Origin of the sequence: Serratia sp. SCBI (assembly GCF_000747565.1) — a bacterium.
In the GTDB taxonomy this organism is placed as follows: domain Bacteria; phylum Pseudomonadota; class Gammaproteobacteria; order Enterobacterales; family Enterobacteriaceae; genus Serratia; species Serratia ureilytica.
Window position 1 is genome coordinate 3,877,530 of record NZ_CP003424.1, and the last position, 16,779, is coordinate 3,894,308.

11 protein-coding genes and 2 pseudogenes are annotated in these 16,779 nt (G+C 63.1%); 2 read left to right on the top strand and 11 right to left on the bottom strand.

Annotated elements, in window-relative coordinates; genetic code table 11:
* The first annotated feature begins 5 nt into the window (after positions 1 to 5).
* Positions 6 to 1,270 (top strand): annotated as a pseudogene (gene csiE / locus SERRSCBI_RS18190) (stationary phase inducible protein CsiE).
* Here the strand turns inward: csiE and SERRSCBI_RS18195 are convergent.
* Both SERRSCBI_RS18195 and glyA read right to left on the bottom strand, forming a co-directional pair.
* Positions 1,271 to 2,415 (bottom strand): annotated as a pseudogene (locus SERRSCBI_RS18195) (3-phenylpropionate MFS transporter). It lies immediately after the preceding pseudogene.
* Between the two features lie 155 nt (positions 2,416 to 2,570).
* Positions 2,571 to 3,824 (bottom strand): serine hydroxymethyltransferase, encoded by a 1,254-nt coding sequence (gene glyA / locus SERRSCBI_RS18200; protein ID WP_025303922.1) that lies wholly within the window; start codon positions 3,822 to 3,824, stop codon positions 2,571 to 2,573.
* Between the two features lie 357 nt (positions 3,825 to 4,181).
* Here glyA and hmpA point away from each other — a divergent pair, with 357 nt between their 5' ends.
* Positions 4,182 to 5,372, top strand: a complete 1,191-nt coding sequence (hmpA, locus tag SERRSCBI_RS18205; RefSeq protein ID WP_042785215.1) for an NO-inducible flavohemoprotein — start codon at positions 4,182 to 4,184, stop codon at positions 5,370 to 5,372.
* Between the two features lie 37 nt (positions 5,373 to 5,409).
* Here hmpA and SERRSCBI_RS18210 read toward each other — a convergent pair whose 3' ends face one another.
* From SERRSCBI_RS18210 to SERRSCBI_RS18250, 9 genes are all read right to left on the bottom strand, one after another.
* A complete protein-coding gene (locus SERRSCBI_RS18210) occupies positions 5,410 to 6,594 on the bottom strand; it encodes a cytochrome c (RefSeq protein ID WP_042785216.1) in 1,185 nt (394 codons plus the stop codon).
* The gene (locus tag SERRSCBI_RS18215; RefSeq protein ID WP_042785217.1) at positions 6,591 to 8,501 is read right to left on the bottom strand and encodes an FAD/NAD(P)-binding protein; all 1,911 of its coding nucleotides are present in this window, start codon (positions 8,499 to 8,501) and stop codon (positions 6,591 to 6,593) included. The genes SERRSCBI_RS18210 and SERRSCBI_RS18215 overlap by 4 nt, the downstream gene beginning before the upstream one ends.
* 85 nt (positions 8,502 to 8,586) lie before the next feature.
* Positions 8,587 to 10,011, bottom strand: a complete 1,425-nt coding sequence (gene patD, locus SERRSCBI_RS18220; protein ID WP_033651578.1) for an aminobutyraldehyde dehydrogenase — start codon at positions 10,009 to 10,011, stop codon at positions 8,587 to 8,589.
* A gap of 35 nt (positions 10,012 to 10,046) precedes the next feature.
* Entirely contained in the window at positions 10,047 to 10,853 is an 807-nt protein-coding gene (locus SERRSCBI_RS18225) for an ABC transporter permease (protein ID WP_016929774.1), read from the bottom strand.
* Complete coding sequence (locus SERRSCBI_RS18230) at positions 10,843 to 11,745, bottom strand: ABC transporter permease (RefSeq protein WP_042785218.1); 903 nt, start codon at positions 11,743 to 11,745, stop codon at positions 10,843 to 10,845. Before SERRSCBI_RS18230 ends, SERRSCBI_RS18225 begins: the two co-directional genes overlap by 11 nt.
* A gap of 42 nt (positions 11,746 to 11,787) precedes the next feature.
* Entirely contained in the window at positions 11,788 to 12,816 is a 1,029-nt protein-coding gene (locus SERRSCBI_RS18235) for an ABC transporter ATP-binding protein (protein WP_033651579.1), read from the bottom strand.
* A gap of 53 nt (positions 12,817 to 12,869) precedes the next feature.
* Positions 12,870 to 14,024 (bottom strand): putative ABC transporter substrate-binding protein YdcS, encoded by a 1,155-nt coding sequence (ydcS, locus tag SERRSCBI_RS18240; RefSeq protein WP_042785219.1) that lies wholly within the window; start codon positions 14,022 to 14,024, stop codon positions 12,870 to 12,872.
* Positions 14,025 to 14,097: 73 nt separating this feature from the next.
* Positions 14,098 to 15,561, bottom strand: coding sequence for a gamma-aminobutyraldehyde dehydrogenase (locus SERRSCBI_RS18245; RefSeq protein WP_042785220.1), 1,464 nt, complete (start codon positions 15,559 to 15,561; stop codon positions 14,098 to 14,100).
* A 115-nt stretch (positions 15,562 to 15,676) separates the two neighbouring features.
* The gene (locus tag SERRSCBI_RS18250; RefSeq protein WP_033644109.1) at positions 15,677 to 16,600 is read right to left on the bottom strand and encodes a LysR substrate-binding domain-containing protein; all 924 of its coding nucleotides are present in this window, start codon (positions 16,598 to 16,600) and stop codon (positions 15,677 to 15,679) included.
* Positions 16,601 to 16,779: the final 179 nt, after the last annotated feature.

Below are 16,779 nucleotides of genomic sequence, written 5' to 3' on the forward strand. Positions count from 1 at the left end.
GTGATATGAGCCTGGACACCTCTCCCGTGCCTGAGCTCTCCGGACAACAACGGCGCTGCCATCTGCTGCTGATGCTGTACACGCCGGAGCCCGAGTTACAGCTGGAGACCCTCAGCCGAATCAATGGCGTCGCCCCCCGATAACCCGGCAAGATATAGCCGAGGTGGCCAGTGAAATCCAGCGTTTCCACCATCTGGAGATCGCCGTCGATCCCGACCATGGCTACCGATTGAGGGGCAGCGCGCTCAACCAACGCCTGTGCCTGCTCCATTGGCTAAGGCGCACCCTGCGCTGCAGCCCGCGGTTCGTCGAAGACGATTTCGCCCCGCGCCTGCGGCAAGCGCTGGCGGCCGATGCCGAGTCGACATCGCTGTTGGCCCAGGCGCTCGACGCCTGCGAGCCGCTGCTCAATCGTCACTTTGACGCGCGCGACCGCCAATTCCTGCAGCATTATCTGCTCTACTGCGCCTGGCAAAACCGCCTGCAGCAACACCCGCGTTTCGACGCCGTTCAGCGCAACTGGCTGCGGCAAAAACCGGAGCAGCAAGCCGCCGCCTGGCTGCATCAGACCTGCAACCGGCTGTTTAACCAGCCGCCGCACGCGGACGAGCGCGATTTCCTGGCGCTGACCTTCACCCTGTTGAAAAGCCACAGCTACCACAGCAACGACTCGGCGCATGAGCAGCGGTTGATGACGGCGATCGACAGCATGGTCGAGCGGTTCCAGCAGCTGTCCGGCATGGCTTTCAGCAGCAAGGCGGAGCTGGTCAGCCAGCTGTTCGCCCATCTGGCGCCGGCGCTGGAGCGCTGCCGTTTCGCCATCGGCATCGACAATATGCTGCTGGAAGAAGTGGTGCGCAAATACCCGCGGCTGATGCGCACCACGCAGGAAGCGTTGAAACCGCTGGAGCAGGAGTACGGCGTGCATTTTTCCAACGAGGAGGCGGGCCTGGTGGCCATCAGCTTCGGCGCCTGGCTGATGCAGGACAACGCGCTGCAGGAAAAACAGGTGCTGCTGCTGACGCTGGATAACCCGCAGTTGGAAGAGGAAGTGGAATATCAGATCCGCGAGCTCACGCTGCTGCCGCTGAACATCAAGTATCTGCCGCTGAGCGACTATCTGTGCGGCGGAGCGCCGCAGGGCGTCACGCTGGTGATCACCCCCTACGCGGCGGTGCACAGCGCTCCACACCCGCCGCTGATCTATACCGAACTGCCGCTGGAAAACCGCCAGCGCCAGGCCATCCGCGCGCTGCTGGAAGCCCCTTAATCACCGGCTGACGCTGACCGCCGGCGGCCGGATGAACAAGGCCGGCACCGCGACCGCCGCCATCACCCAGAACACCCCGCCCTGCCAATGTTCGAACAGGAACCCGGCAATGACCGTCATGACGGCGATACCGCCGCCCATCGCCAGCGCCGAATACACCGCCTGCAGTTGGATCACCTCTTGCCCCTGGCGCGCGGCGATAAAGCGCATCGCCGCCAGATGGCACACGGTGAAGGTGCCGCAGTGCAGGATTTGGATCAGCAGCAGCCAACCCAGCTCGGTGCTGTAGGCCATCAGGCTCCAGCGCAACACGCCGCAACAGGCGGAAAGCAGCAGCAGGTTGCGCGCATTCCAGCGGCGGAACAGCACGTTGCTGCTGGCGAAAATAATCACTTCCGCCACCACGCCCAGCGACCACAGATAACCGATGGTCGAGGCCGAATAGCCCGCCTCCTGCCAGTAAATGGAGCCGAAGCTGTAGTAGCCGGCGTGCGCGCCCTGCAGCAGCGTGACACACAGCAGGAAGCGCCACACCGGCCCTTCTTTCAACAGCGCCCACAGCGAACGCTCGGCCCCGCCGTGCGTGCGCGCTTCGCCCTGCGGCATCACGCTCGGCTTCAGCAGCATGCCCAGCAGCATCGCCAGCACGCTGAGGATCAGGCTGTAGAGAATGGCGTTATGGCCCCACACCGCCACCAGTTGCCCGGTCAGCGCCGAGCCGATGACGAACGCCAGCGAGCCCCACAGCCGCACCCGGCCATAGTCCATGCGGATCTGCTTTTGCCAGGTGGCGGCCAGCGCGTCGGTCAGCGGCACCAGCGGCGAGAAGAACAGGTTGAAGCCCGCTATCACCAGCATCAGCCAGCCCCAGCCGTTGCCGAAGCAGAAGCCAACCGCGAAAGCCAGGGTCAGCAGCGCCAGCAGGCGCAGCGCGGAAACCAGATGAGAGGGATCTTTAACGCGGGGAGCAATCAGTAAACTGCCGAGGAAGCGGGCCACCAAACCGGCGCCGAGCAATATGCCGATGGTTTCGGGCGCGATGCCTTCGCCTTTCAGCCACACGCCCCAGAACGGTAAGAAAATGCCGTAGGAAAAAAGTAGGTGAAATAACTGAGCGCGAGCCAACGCGTGGATTGCAGAACCATGATCCCTCCGGAGTGAGGGCAATACTTTGACAGAGCTCACACCTGCCCGCAATCTTCATTCCACGTCAATGCGTTAGAGTGCCAGACAGCTCACAGTTTGCCGCGAGCAGCCACAAAAAAACCCGCCGCAGCGGGTTTTTCAGGCAAAAGCGGGATTATGCGTAAACCGGCAGGCGGGCGCAGATATCCAGCACTTTCTTCTTGGTGCGTTCGATGGTGGCTTCATCGTTGATGTTATCCAGCACATCACAGATCCAACCGGCCAGTTCGCGCACGTCGGCTTCTTTGAAGCCGCGACGGGTCACGGCCGGGGTGCCGATACGCACGCCGGAGGTGACGAACGGGCTCTTCGGATCGTTCGGCACGCTGTTTTTGTTGACGGTGATGTTGGCACGGCCCAGGGCGGCGTCCGCTTCTTTACCGGTCAGGTTTTTGTCGACCAGATCCAGCAGGAACAGGTGGTTATGGGTGCCGCCCGAGACCACTTTGTAGCCGCGCTGCAGGAACACGTCAACCATCGCCTTGGCGTTGACCGCCACTTGCTGCTGGTAAACCTTGAACTCAGGCTCCATCGCTTCTTTCAGCGCCACCGCCTTGCCGGCAATCACGTGCATCAGCGGGCCGCCCTGGCCGCCAGGGAACACGGCGGAGTTCAGCTTCTTGTACAGCTCTTCGTCGCCGCCCTTCGCCAGGATCAGGCCGCCGCGCGGGCCCGCCAGGGTTTTGTGGGTGGTGGTGGTGACGATGTGCGCGTGCGGTACCGGGTTCGGGTACACGCCGGCGGCGATCAGGCCGGCCACGTGCGCCATGTCGACGAACAGATAAGCGCCGATGCTGTCGGCGATTTCGCGCATTTTGGCCCAGTCAACCACGCCGGAGTAAGCGGAGAAGCCGCCGATGATCATTTTCGGCTTGTGGGTTTGCGCCTGTTTGGCCAGATCGTCATAGTCGATTTGACCTTTGTCGTCGATGCCGTAAGGCACCACGTTATACAGTTTGCCGGACAGGTTAACCGGGGAACCGTGGGTCAGGTGGCCACCGTGCGCCAGGTTCATGCCCAGAATGGTGTCACCCGGCTGCAGCAGCGCGGTGTAAACGGCGAAGTTAGCCTGGGAGCCGGAGTGCGGCTGCACGTTGGCGTAATCGGCGCCGAACAATTCTTTGGCGCGGTCGATAGCCAGCTGCTCAACGATATCCACGTATTCGCAGCCGCCGTAGTAACGCTTGCCCGGATAGCCTTCAGCGTATTTGTTGGTCAGCTGGGAACCCTGAGCCTGCATCACGCGCGGGCTGGTGTAGTTCTCAGACGCGATCAGCTCGATGTGCTCTTCCTGACGCACCACTTCCTGCTCCATGGCACGCCACAGTTCCGCATCGTAATCGGCAATGTTCATTTCACGCTTTAACATCCGGCATCTCCTGACTTAAATCAGCTAACTAAAAAATCACCAAATAACTACCCGTTTGGGTTCTGGGCCACAGTGTAAACCGTTTCGCCCCACCGAAGATAGGTCTTGACAGAGGTTTTTACGCAAACGATTGGCATAAGGCAGCGCAAGGCTTTGATCCGCTAAACGCCGCCGTTTATCAACGGACATTTCCTCATGCGAACGATGCGCTTTTTTCATGTTCTGTGAGCGCGATCGACGCCCGAAGAACACCGCAACGAAAACAAGGGTATTTACAAGCGGCGTGGAACCCAATAAGATGCATTTAAAATGCATCATTAAAATTCTCGTCAAGATCCCAACCCAAGGAGCGCTCCCATGCTGGATAGCCAAACCATCGCCACCGTTAAATCCACCCTTCCCCTGCTGGCTGCGACCGGGCCGAAGCTGACCGCCCACTTTTACGATCGCATGTTCGCGCACAACCCGGAATTGAAAGACATTTTCAACATGAGCAACCAGCGCAACGGCGATCAGCGTCAGGCGTTGTTCGACGCCATCTGCGCCTATGCCGCCAACATCGAGAACCTGGCGGCGCTGCTGCCGGCGGTGGAGCGCATCGCGCAGAAGCACACCAGCTTCAATATCCAGCCGGAACAATACCAAATCGTCGGCGGCCACCTGCTGGCGACGCTGGACGAAATGTTCAGCCCGGGTCAGGAAGTGTTGGACGCCTGGGGCAAAGCCTACGGCGTGCTGGCCAACGTGTTTATTCAGCGTGAAGAGCAGATTTATCAGCAGAGCGAAACCGACAACGGCGGCTGGCGCGATCTGCGCGCATTCCGCATCCTGAAGAAACAGCCGCAGAGCGACGTGATCTGCAGCTTCGTGCTGGCACCGGTGGACGGCGGCCGGGTGGCGGACTTCAAACCGGGGCAATACCTGGCGGTCTACATCAAGCACGACAGCCTGGAGCATCAGGAAATTCGCCAGTACTCGCTGACCACCTCACCAAACGGCGAGTTCTACCGCATCGCGGTGAAGCGCGAAGATCAGGGGAAAGTGTCCAACTACCTGCACCAGCAGGCGCAGGAAGGCGACGTGATCGACATCGCCCCGCCGCACGGCGACTTCTTCCTCGATGTGGCGCCGACCACGCCGGTGGCGCTGATCTCCGCCGGCGTCGGCCAAACCCCGATGCTCGGCATGCTCAACAGCCTGCACGACAACCAACACCAGGCGCAGGTCCACTGGCTGCACGCGGCGGAAAACGGCAGCGTGCATGCCTTTGCCGAGGAAGTGGCGGATATTGCCGGGCGCATGCCGAATCTTAGCCGCCATGTGTGGTACCGCGAGCCGGGCGCCGATGACGTGGAAGGCCGCGACTACCACAGCCGCGGATTGATGGATTTGAGCGTGCTGCGCGGCAGCCTGGCCGATCCGCAAATGCACTATTACTTCTGCGGCCCGGTGGCCTTCATGCAGTTCGTGGGCAAACAGCTGCTGGAGATGGGCGTAGAGGCCGAACGCATCCACTACGAATGCTTCGGCCCGCATAAGGTGCTGTAATGCTTGCGGAGCGCGGCCGTCAGACCGCGCTCCCTCTTCATTTCGCCTGCAGTTGGCGCGCGTCCTGCACCTGCTGCACCGTTACCGGCGCCGCCTGGTTGCCCCAGCTTCCCCGCAGATAGCTCATCAGGTCGGCCGCCTGCCGGTCGTTCAACGCCCAGCCGTAAGCCGGCATCCCGAGCGCCATCGCCTGCTGCGTGATCGGGGTATGCGCCCCTTCCAGCACCACCCGCAGCGCAGTCAGCGGATTGTCCGCCGTTACCGTGGCGTTGCCCGCCAGCGCCGGGATGGTGAAGTCGGTGCCCTCTCCCTTATTGCCGTGGCAGGTCGAGCAATACATCGCATAGGTCGCCTTGCCGCTCGGATTATCCGCCAGCGCAACCTTCGAGGCGGCCCCGGCGACGGTGTCCGGCGCCAGGCTGCGCAGGTACACCGCGATGGCGTTCAGATCGCCGTCGCTGAGGTACTGCGTGCTGTGGGCCACCACCTCGCTCATCGGCCCGGCGACCGCCGCATGGCGGCTGCGGCCGGTTTTCAGCAGCGCCGTCACCTCTTCCGGCGGCAGGCCGCGCAGGTTGGAAGCGTACCAGCCGTCCAGCTCGGCGCCGCTCAGGAACACCGGTTCCTTACCGTCCAGCCCCTTCTCCTGCATCGCCCAACCGCGCGGCGTATGGCAGCTGCCGCAGTGGCCCGCGCCCTGCACCAGGTAGGCGCCGCGGTTCCACTCGGCACTTTGCTGCGGATCGGCCTGATACGGCTGGTCGTCGTGGAACAGCTGGTTCCACACCGCCAGCGGCCAACGCATCGACAGCGGCCAGCTGATGTCGCTGGCGCGGTTGGCGACGTTCTGCGCCGACACCTCGTTCATCAGATAGTCATACAGCGCGCGCATGTCTTCCGCGCTCATTTTGGCGTACGAGGTGTACGGCATCGCCGGATAAAGCCGGTGACCGTCTTTGGCGATCCCCTGACGCATGGCGCGATCGAACTCTTCGAACGAGTAAGCGCCGATGCCGTGCAGCTTGTCCGGCGTGATGTTGGTGGCGTAGATAGCCCCGAGCGGCGTCGGGAACTTCATGCCGCCCGCCAATTCGGCGCCGCCCGGTGCGGTATGGCAGGCGGTACAGTCACCGGCTTTGGCGACGTATTCCCCGGCCGACATCGCCTGGGCCGAGCCGCCGGCGGCCAGCAGGCTCAACAGGTACAGCGAACGCAGACTCATGCTCCCTCCTTGGCGGCAACCTTGCCGTAGGCCAGTTCGTTCACCGCGCGCCACGCCTGATCGATCGCCGAGTTGGCGTACGGGCTCCAGTCGGCATCGGAGTTGGCGATAGCGATCTTGCCGATCGGCTGCCGCGCCGTTTCGATGATTTTCTTGGCTTCGTCTTCGTCGTCAAACAGCCCGTTGAGGAAGTAGGAGTAACCGTGCGACCAGCGGTTGACGGTGATCGCCTGAATGTCGCGCTGATGATCGAAACCGGCCTCACCCAACATGCCCTGCAGCTGTTCGCGGATCATCTGTTCGTGCACTTCAAACGGCGTGCCCAGCAGCAACGCGCGCCCTTTACGCGACTGTTCGCGCGTGCTGAGGCCGCTGCCCGGCAGCGTCGGTACATACACCATATGCAGGCCGATCGGCCGATCCGGATCGCGCGGGTGCTGATAACCGCCCATGCTCACCGGATAGTCCAGCTTCACGCGGCTGTACGGCGCGGCCGGCGAATAAACCTCGTGCACACCCAGCTTGATGAACGGCTGCCAGTTGCGGATCACCACCTTGCTGTACACCAGCGGCGCCTTGACGTTCTGCTTCAGCGCCTCCTGCTGCTCGTGCGACATCTCCGGTACCAGATACGGGATCATCATGTTGTAGCCGGCCATCACCACCTGCCCGGCGCGCACTTTGGTCATCTTCTCGCCGGTCATGTAGGTGACTTCCACCTTGTCGCCGACGTTGGCCGCGTGCAGCCCGGTGCTGTTCAAACGCAGCTTCACCGGCCATTCCGGCCGATCGAGCTGGCTGTAGTCGAATTTGGCCAGCACCACGTCGTTCATGTCCTTGCCGGCCGGCGCCACCGCCGGGATCAGCTGGCGCACCATCAGGCGCGCCAGCGTGGCGTTGCCGTCCGGGAAGTGGAACACGTAAGGATCGTCGAGATCCGCCTGCGACTCTTCGTCCAGCGGCGGCAGATTCATGCCGTCAAGGCCCGGCAGATCGCAGATGCGCGCATCGCTGCACGAGGTGCCGTCAATACCCACCGCCTGGAAGTCGTTGGTGGTCTGCTGGAAATAGCGGATCGCCAATTCGCTCAGGCCCACCTTCTCGCGCAGGAACTGGGTATAGCTGTGGGTATCGAGCCACTCGACCTTCTGCTCCAGCGTCATCTCCGGCAGATAATCCTTCTCCACCGTGTGCAGCGCGATCAGCGCCTGGCGATCGCTTTCCGGCAGCGGGAAATCGCCGATGAACGCTTCATAAGAACGGCCGTTGAGCCGATCGCGCGGAATGTCGTCCGCCACCGTGCGGCCCGGATCGCCGCTCACCACCTTGTCGACGCCGAAGTTCTTGCGATCGAAGTAAACCCCGCGGCTCAAATTCAAATCCGGGTAGAAGGTGGTGTCGAAAGCCTGCTCCAGTTGGTCGATATCGACGCCGAGCTTGCGCAGCAGCCCCATCGCCACCGGGCTGAAGTTGGAGCGCGGCGACTGCAGCGATTCGCTGCCGCCGTAGCCGAGCAGCATGCCGTCGTCGCTGTTGAACTCGTTGCGCTTGGCGTGGCCGCCGAAGTCGTCGTGGTTGTCGATCAAAAGAATGCGCTGCCGCTCGCCTTTCAGTTGCTGCCAGAAACAGGCGGCCGCCAGCCCGCTGATGCCGGCGCCGACCACCACCAGATCGAACTCTTCAACGGCGGGTACGCTGCCGAAATCAAAGGTTTTGCCGTCGCGCCCCAACTGGTGCGCATGCTCGAACGAGCCCGGATGGTTGCCCCGCAACCCGGTCAGCGCCGGCGGATAGTACAGGGTTTGATTGGCGGTTTGCGGCGACGCGCGCAAGATTTGCAGCGGCGTCAACCCGGCGGCGATGGTGATCGCCACTCCGTTGAGAAAATCGCGTCTGGTGATACCCATATAGGCTTCCTTTCAATTTTTATTATCATCAGCCGGCCGGAGCCGGCTCGAAGGCCGCGCTATTGTGCGGATAATTACTGTAAAATCAATGTTTGAACATCACATGACGAATGGCCGTGTAATCCTCCAGCCCGTACATCGACATATCCTTGCCGTAGCCGGACAATTTCTGGCCGCCGTGCGGCATTTCGCTCACCAGCATGAAGTGGGTGTTCACCCAGGTGCAGCCGTATTGCAGGCGGGCGCTTAAGCGATGCGCGCGGCCCACGTCGCGGGTCCACACGGACGACGCCAGCCCGTAATTGGATTCGTTCGCCCAGGCCAGCACCTGCTCTTCGTCGTCGAACGGCGTCACCGTCACCACCGGGCCGAACACTTCGCGCTGCACGATCTCATCGTCCTGGCGCGCGCCCGCCAACAGCGTCGGCTGGAAGTAGTAGCCCGGCCCTTTCACCTTCTCGCCGCCGGTCACCACCTGTACGTGCGGCAACGCTTTGGCTCGCTCGACAAAACCGGCCACCCGCTCCAGATGCTGGGCGGTAATCAACGGCCCCAGCTCGGTGCTCTCGTCGTCCGGCGCGCCGATCTTCAGGCTGGCCACCGCCTCGCCCAACCGCTTGACCAGCTCGGGATAAATGCTTTTCTGCGCGTAGATGCGGCAAGCGGCGGTGCAATCCTGCCCGGCGTTGTAGAAGCCGAAACCGCGAATGCCGTCGACCACCTGCTGCAGATCGGCATCGTCAAACACCAGCACCGGCGCCTTGCCGCCCAGCTCCATATGAGTGCGCTTAATGCCGGCGGCGGTGTGGGCGATAATGTGCTCGCCGGTGGCGATCGACCCGGTCAGCGACACCATGCGCACCTTGTCATGCCCGGTCAGCCGATCGCCCACGCCGGCGCCGCGCCCGAACAGCACGTTGAGCACGCCCGGCGGGAACAGCCCGGCGGCCAGTTCGGCCAGTTTGAAAGTGGTCAGCGGCGTCTGCTCAGAAGGCTTGATCACCACGCAGTTGCCCGCCGCCAACGCCGGCGCCAGCTTCCAGGCCGCCATCATCAGCGGGTAGTTCCACGGCGCGATCGAGGCCACCACGCCGAGCGGATCGCGGCGGATCATCGAAGTGTGCCCGGCCAGATACTCGCCGGCGGCCATGCCGGTCAGGCAGCGGCTGGCCCCGGCGAAGAAGCGAAACACGTCGGCCACCGCCGGCAGTTCGTCATTCAATACGCAGTGATAAGGCTTGCCGCAGTTGAGCGACTCCAGTCTGGCGAAGGTCTCGGCATGCTCGTCGATCAGATCCGCCAGCTTGAGCAGATGCTCGGCGCGCTCCTTCGGCGTGGTTTGCCCCCAGGCGGCGAACGCGGCGTCCGCCGCCAGCACCGCGCGATCGACCTGCTCCGGGCTGGCCTCCGCCACCTGCGCGATCACTTCGCCGGTCGCCGGGTTATACACCGGCTGGGTCGCGCCCTGGCCATTCACCAGTTGGCCGTCAATCAACAGTTGGCTTTGCATAGGGTTATCCTTTTGTCAGAGGTCGGGTAAGGAAATTATTTGCCGCTGCCGGCGACGCTTTCTCCACCTTTGGTCAGGTAGTAAGCGCCGAGGATCGGCAGCATGGTCAACAGCATCACCGACAGCGCCACCACGTTGGTGATTGGCACGTCGCGCGGGCGGCCGAGCTGGTTCAGCAGCCACAGCGGCAGCGTGCGCTCGTGGCCGGCGGTAAAGGTGGTCACGATGATTTCGTCGAACGACAGCGCGAACGCCAGCATGCCGCCGGCCAGCAGCGCCGAGCCGAGGTTCGGCAAGATCACGTAACGGAAGGTTTGCCAGCCGTCGGCGCCGAGATCCATCGACGCTTCGATCAGGCTGTACGAGGTGCGGCGGAACCGGGCGATGACGTTGTTGAACACGATCACCACGCAGAACGTCGCATGGCCGACGACGATGGTCAGGATGCCGGGCTCGATGTTCAGCGCTTTGAACGCCGCCAGCAGCGCCAGGCCGGTGACGATCCCCGGCAGCGCAATCGGCAGCAGCAACAGCAGCGAAATGCTGTCCTTGCCGAAGAAATCGCGCCGATACAGCGCCGCCGCCGCCAGGGTGCCGAGCACCAGCGCGATGGCGGTCGCCAGGCAGGCGATCTGCGCCGACAGCAACACCGCATCGATAATGTCCTGCCGCCCGGCGGCGACGTTGAACCAGTGCAGCGTGAAGCCCTTCGGCGGGAAGCTGAAGGCCGCGTCCTCGGTGTTGAAGGCGTAGATGGCGATGATCGCCAACGGGAAATGCAGGAAGACAAGTCCGCCCCAGGCGGCCAGCTTCAGCCCTAAGGGCGCGCGTTCAGAGTGCATCGAAAGCCCCCAGACGTTTGACGATGGAAAGATAGATGGCGATCAGGACGATCGGCACCAGCGTAAAGGCCGCGGCCATCGGCATATTGCCGATCGCGCCCTGCTGGGCGTACACCATGCTGCCGATGAAATAACCCGGCGGCCCCACCAGCTGCGGCACGATAAAGTCGCCCAGCGTCAGCGAGAAAGTGAAGATCGATCCGGCGGCGATGCCCGGCACCGCCAGCGGCAAAATGACGTGACGGAAGGTCTGCGCCGGCCGGGCGCCCAGATCCGCCGAAGCGTGCAGCAGCGAGGGCGGCAGGCGCTCCAGCGCCGCCTGGATCGGCAGGATCATGAACGGCAGCCAGATATAGACGAACACCAGAAAACGCCCCAGCCCCGAGGTCGACAGCGTGTTGCCGCCGACGCCGGGCACCGTCAGCAGCGACGCCAACAGCGGCTCCAGCCCCAGGTGCTGCAGGAACCACTGCGCCACGCCATCTTTCGCCAGCAGCAAAGTCCAGGCATAGGCTTTGACGATATAGCTGGCCCACATCGGCATCATCACGGCGATGTAAAAGAACGCCTTGACGCGGCCGCTGGTGTAACGCGCCATGTAATAGGCGATGGGGAACGCCAGCGCCGCGCTGGCCAGCGACACCAGCACCGCCATGGTCAGCGTGCGCAGGATAATGTCGTAGTTGGCCGGGTTGAACAGCGCCGCCAGGTTGGCGAAGGTCAGATCCGGCGTCACCGCCATGGTGAAATCGTCGAAGGTGTAAAACCCTTGCCACAGCAGCGTCAGCAGCGAACCGAGGTACACCGCGCCGAACCACAGCAGCGGCGGCACCAGCAGTAACAGCAGATACAGCGTCGGCCGGCGATAGAGCCAGGTCGACAGCGCGCGCACGGTACCGCCGCGCGCCGGGGGGAATCGATGCTCATGTCCATCTCACCTCTCCTCCAGCAGCGGCACCATCGCCGCGCGCGGCCAGCAGGCGACGATCGGCTGGCCGATCTGCCGCTGTTGCCCTTCGGCGATCCACTGCGGATTGGCCTGGCTGACCAGCAGCTTTTCGCCGCCGTTCAGCGCGATTTCATACCGCGTGGCCGCGCCCTGGTAATGGATTTCCTGCAGCGTGCCCTGCACCTGGATCTCGTCCTGCGCCGCGCCGCCGTGCTCCAGCAGGCGGATATGTTCCGGACGGATCGAGAAGGTTCGGCTTTCGCCCAGCAGGCGCTGCGCCAGCTCGCTGCGCACCACGTTGGAGGTGCCGACGAACTCGGCGACGAACGGCGTCTTCGGCCGCATGTAAAGTTCGCGCGGCGTATCCACCTGTTCGATGCGGCCGTTATTGAACACCGCCACCCGATCGGACATCGACAGCGCTTCGCTTTGATCGTGGGTGACGAAGATAAAGGTGATGCCCAGCTGACGCTGCAGCTTCTTCAGTTCGCCCTGCATCTGCTCACGCAGCTTGAGATCCAGCGCGCCGAGCGGCTCGTCCAGCAGCAGCACCCGCGGCCGATTGACCAGCGCGCGCGCTAACGCCACGCGCTGGCGCTGGCCGCCCGACAGGTGCGCCGGTTTGCGTTCGGCAACGAAACCGAGCGCCACGCTCTCCAGCGCCTCTTGCGCCCGCGCCAGCCGCTCGCGTTTGGCGACGCCCTTCACCATCAGGCCGTAGGCGACGTTTTCCAGCACCGACATGTGCGGGAACAGCGCGTAATCCTGAAACACGGTGTTCACGTCGCGCTGATACGGCGGCAGGTTGGCGGCTTCCTGACCGTGAATGCGAATCGAGCCGGAAGTCAGCTGTTCAAAGCCGGCGATCAGGCGCAGGCAGGTGGTTTTGCCCGAGCCGGATGGCCCGAGCATGGAGAAGAATTCCCCGTCCTGAATATCGATGGATACCCGATCCACGGCGCGAACATCGCCGAAAGTCCGCGAAACATCGATGAATTGCACGGCAATGGTCATTTTCTGTGCTCCATACGGATGTGATTCGGGCGCAGCGGGCTGCGCCCCGCGGCTTAGCGGCCGCCCATGATGGCGATGTAGTCCTGGGTCCAGCGGCTGTACGGCACGAACTTGCCGCCCTGCGCCTGAGGCGTTTTCCAGAAGGCGATTTTGTCGAACTGATTGAAGCCGTTGGTTTCGCAGCCCTTCTCACCCAGCAGCGCGCTGGCCTTGCAGCCCGCCGGCGAAGCCGGCACCGACCCGAACCAGGCCGCCACGTCGCCCTGCACCTTCGGCTCCAGCGACCAGTTCATCCACTGGTAGGCGCAGCTCGGGTGTTTGGCGTCGCTGTGCAACATGGTGGTATCCGCCCAGCCGGTCACGCCCTCTTTTGGGAACACGGTGGCGATCGGCTGCCCCTCGCTCTTCAGGGCGTTGGCCTGATACGGCCAGGCGCTGGAAGCCACCACGCCTTCGTTTTTAAAGTCGCTCATCTGCACCGAGGTATCGTGCCAGTAGCGGTGGATCAGCGCGTGCTGGCTGCGCAGCAGCTTCAGCGCCGCCTGATACTGCTCTTCGTTGAGCTGGTAAGGATCGCTGATGCCGAGCTGCGGCTGGGTGGCTTTCAGGAACAGCGCCGCGTCGGCGATGTAGATCGGGCCGTCGTAAGCCTGCACCCGCCCCTGGTTGCTCTTGCCGTCCGGCAGGTTCTGCTGCTGGAAGATCACCGCCCAGCTGTCCGGCGGCGTCGGGAAGGTTTTGGTGTTGTACATCAGCAGGTTTGGCCCCCACTGGTACGGCGTGCCGTAGGTTTTGCCGTCCACGGTATACCAGGCGCCGTTCAGCAGGCGCGGATCGATGTTCTTCCAGTTCGGGATCAGCGCGGTATTGATCGGCTGCACCCGCTTGCCGAAGATCAGGCGCAGCGAGGCGTCGCCGGAGGCGGTCACCAGATCGTAGCCGCCTTTGGCCATCAGGCTGACCATTTCATCGGAGGTGGCGGCGGTCTTCACGTTCACCGCACAGCCGGTTTGCTTCTCAAACTGGGTGACCCAGTCGTAGTTTTTGTCGGACTGGCCGCGTTCGATGTAGCCGGGCCAGGCGATGATGTCCAGCCGGCCTTCGCCTTTGCCCAGCGACTGCGGCAGATCGGCCGCCTGAGCCAGGCCGCACAGCACGGTGAGACAGAGCGCGGAGACGGTGGTGGTGACTGCGGTAGTTTTTCTCATCGTAATTACCCCTGTGTTGCGTATCTGTGTGCGGCAGGGAACGGCTGCCGCCCGATTTTGCTTTATAGAACTGCTAGAAGCTGGCTTTGAACTTCGCCATTACGTGCCTGACAACGCTGTAATCCTGCAGCGAATCGCTGGACAGATCCTTGCCGTAGCCGGAGCGTTTCAGGCCGCCGTGCGGCATTTCGCTCGCCAAGGTGAAATGGGTGTTGATCCAGGTGCTGCCGTACTGCAGATGGGCGGCGATGTGCAGCGCCCGATCGATATTTTGCGTCCACACCGACGAAGCCAGCCCATATTCCGAGTCGTTGGCCCACTCGACCGCCTGCGCCAGATGCTCGAAGCGCGTGACGCTGACCACCGGGCCAAACACCTCGCGCTGCACGATCTCGTCGCTTTGCAGGCAGCCCGCCAGCAGGGTCGGCTGATAGTAGAATCCCGGCCCGGAGTGCGCCGCGGCGCCGGTGATCAATTCGATATGCGGTTGGCTGAGCGCGCGCTCGACAAAGCTGGCGACGCGATCGCGCTGGCGGCTGCTTATCAACGGGCCGATCTCGTTGTCCTGATCGCGCTTGCGGGCGAAGCGCAGGCTGGCGACCGCCTCGCCCAGCGCATCCACCAGTTTGGGATAGATGCCGGCCTGCGCGTAGATGCGGCAGGCGGCGGTGCAGTCCTGGCCGGCGTTGTAATAGCCATAGGTGCGAATGCCGTTGACCACTTCGTCAAGATCGGCGTCGTCGCAGACGATCACCGGCGCCTTGCCCCCCAGCTCCAGATGGGTGCGCTTGACGCTTTTGGCCGCCGCCTGAAGAATTTTTTGCCCGGTGACGATATCGCCGGTGACCGACACCAGCCGCACCTGCGGGTGCCCCACCAGCTGGCTGCCGACCCCTTCACCGCCGCCGTAGACGATGTTCAGCACGCCCGGCGGCAGGATCTCCTGCAGCGCCGGCACCAGCGCCAAAATAGTCAGCGGCGTGTGCTCGGACGGTTTGAATACCACGGTATTGCCCGCCGCCAACGCCGGCGCGATTTTCCACGCCGCCATCATCAGCGGATAGTTCCAGGGGGCGATCGAGGCGACTACGCCGATCGGATCGCGGCGGATCATCGAGGTGTGGCCCGGCACATACTCACCGGCCAGTTGCCCTTGTTGCGTACGCACCGCGCCGGCGAAGAAGCGGAACACGTCGACCGCCGCCGGCAGATCGTCATTGAGCGCCTGATGCAGCGGCTTGCCGCAGTTGAGGGCTTCCAGCTGCGCCAGCTGCGGCGCCTGCCGCTCGATGGCGTCGGCGATGCGCAGCAACAGCGTGGCGCGCTGGGCCGGCGTAGTGCGCGACCAATGGCCGAACGCCTGCTGCGCGGCTTTTACCGCGCTGCCGACCTGCGCCGAAGAGGCTTCGGTCAGGGCGATCAGCGTCTCGCCGTTGGCCGGATTGACGATGCATTCCTGCTGGCCTTCGCCGTCGATAAGCTGGCCGTTAATGAACTGCTGACAGGACAAACCTGAGAGAACCTGCACATCCGCCATCGCCTGACGCCCCTAAGTGACAAAAACGTTAACCAAATGTGAATAAGTTAGTTTTAATCAGCCTAAGCGAGCCTCTGGCGAGCAACAAATTCTAAATACTGAACGCCGCGTTCGATTAAATCGAATGCTTAAGCCCGGCGGCGTGTTTGCTGCCGTTCTCGCGCGCGATGGTGAGGAACGGCGTCACCAGCTCCGGCCGCGCGCTGCCGCGCCGCCATGCCAGCCCGATATCCAGCGGCTCCAGCAGATCGTCCAGCTTGCGCGCCTCGATCATATTGCCCTCCAGCGACCAGGCGCGGTACGCCATGTCCGGCTGGATGGAGACCCCCATCCCCGCCGCCACCAGACTGCGCACCGCCTCGGTCGAGGCGGTCTTCATGGCGATCTCCGGCTTCAGCCCGGCGCGCGCCCAGATGCGCCGCGCGTGCACGTCCATCTCATCGGCGTTGAGCTGGATCAGCGGCTGTTTGGCCACGTCCGCCAGGCTGATGCTCTCGTGCTCCAGCAGCGGGTGCAGCGGCGGCAGCCACAGGCGATACGGCGAGTGCATCAGCACCTCGGTCTGCAGCGCGTCGCGGTCCTCGATGTTCGACAAGATCAGCACGCCGATGTCGATCTCGCCGCTGACCAGCAGATGCTCGATGTACGGGCGTTCGTCTTCAACCACCTGCACGGTGACGTTGGGATAGGCCGATTTAAAGCGCGTGAGCAGTTCCACCAGGAAGTAGCCCGCCACCAGACTGGTGACGCCGATGGTCAGCTTGCCGGTCAGGCTTTCGGTGCCGATCTGCAGGCTGCGCTTGGCGTTGTCCACCGTCGCCAGGATCAGATACGACTGGCGTAGAAACTGATGCCCCTGATGGGTCAGCGTCATGCCCTTGGCGTGGCGCTCGAACAACCGCACGCCGATCTCGGTCTCCAGCTGCTGGATAGCGAGCGTCAGCGAAGACTGGGAGACAAACACCGCCTGGGCGCCGGCGGAGATCGACCCGGTTTCCGCCACGGCGATAAAGTGGCGGATTTGGCGTAACGTCATCATGGGGGTGATTCCTCAAGCAAAAACATTGCGTTGAGTGTAGACGCCGGCCGTGAAGCGATCGGGAAAAGTATCAAAAACGCTATAGCGTTCGCTTTTTTAGAATGCCGACAGGCAAAAATGGGGGGAACAATGAGGCGAAGAAGTGCGATGTGCGGGGGACAGAAATGACAAGGGCGCAG

Bases quoted from the DNA above. Each gene is read 5' to 3' on its own strand.
- glyA (WP_025303922.1), bottom strand. From the start codon at position 3,824: ATGTTAAAGCGTGAAATGAACATTGCCGATTACGATGCGGAACTGTGG.
- hmpA (WP_042785215.1), top strand. From the start codon at position 4,182: ATGCTGGATAGCCAAACCATCGCCACCGTTAAATCCACCCTTCCCCTG.
- SERRSCBI_RS18210 (WP_042785216.1), bottom strand. From the start codon at position 6,594: ATGAGTCTGCGTTCGCTGTACCTGTTGAGCCTGCTGGCCGCCGGCGGC.
- SERRSCBI_RS18215 (WP_042785217.1), bottom strand. From the start codon at position 8,501: ATGGGTATCACCAGACGCGATTTTCTCAACGGAGTGGCGATCACCATC.
- patD (WP_033651578.1), bottom strand. From the start codon at position 10,011: ATGCAAAGCCAACTGTTGATTGACGGCCAACTGGTGAATGGCCAGGGC.
- SERRSCBI_RS18225 (WP_016929774.1), bottom strand. From the start codon at position 10,853: ATGCACTCTGAACGCGCGCCCTTAGGGCTGAAGCTGGCCGCCTGGGGC.
- SERRSCBI_RS18235 (WP_033651579.1), bottom strand. From the start codon at position 12,816: ATGACCATTGCCGTGCAATTCATCGATGTTTCGCGGACTTTCGGCGAT.
- ydcS (WP_042785219.1), bottom strand. From the start codon at position 14,024: ATGAGAAAAACTACCGCAGTCACCACCACCGTCTCCGCGCTCTGTCTC.
- SERRSCBI_RS18245 (WP_042785220.1), bottom strand. From the start codon at position 15,561: ATGGCGGATGTGCAGGTTCTCTCAGGTTTGTCCTGTCAGCAGTTCATT.
- SERRSCBI_RS18250 (WP_033644109.1), bottom strand. From the start codon at position 16,600: ATGATGACGTTACGCCAAATCCGCCACTTTATCGCCGTGGCGGAAACC.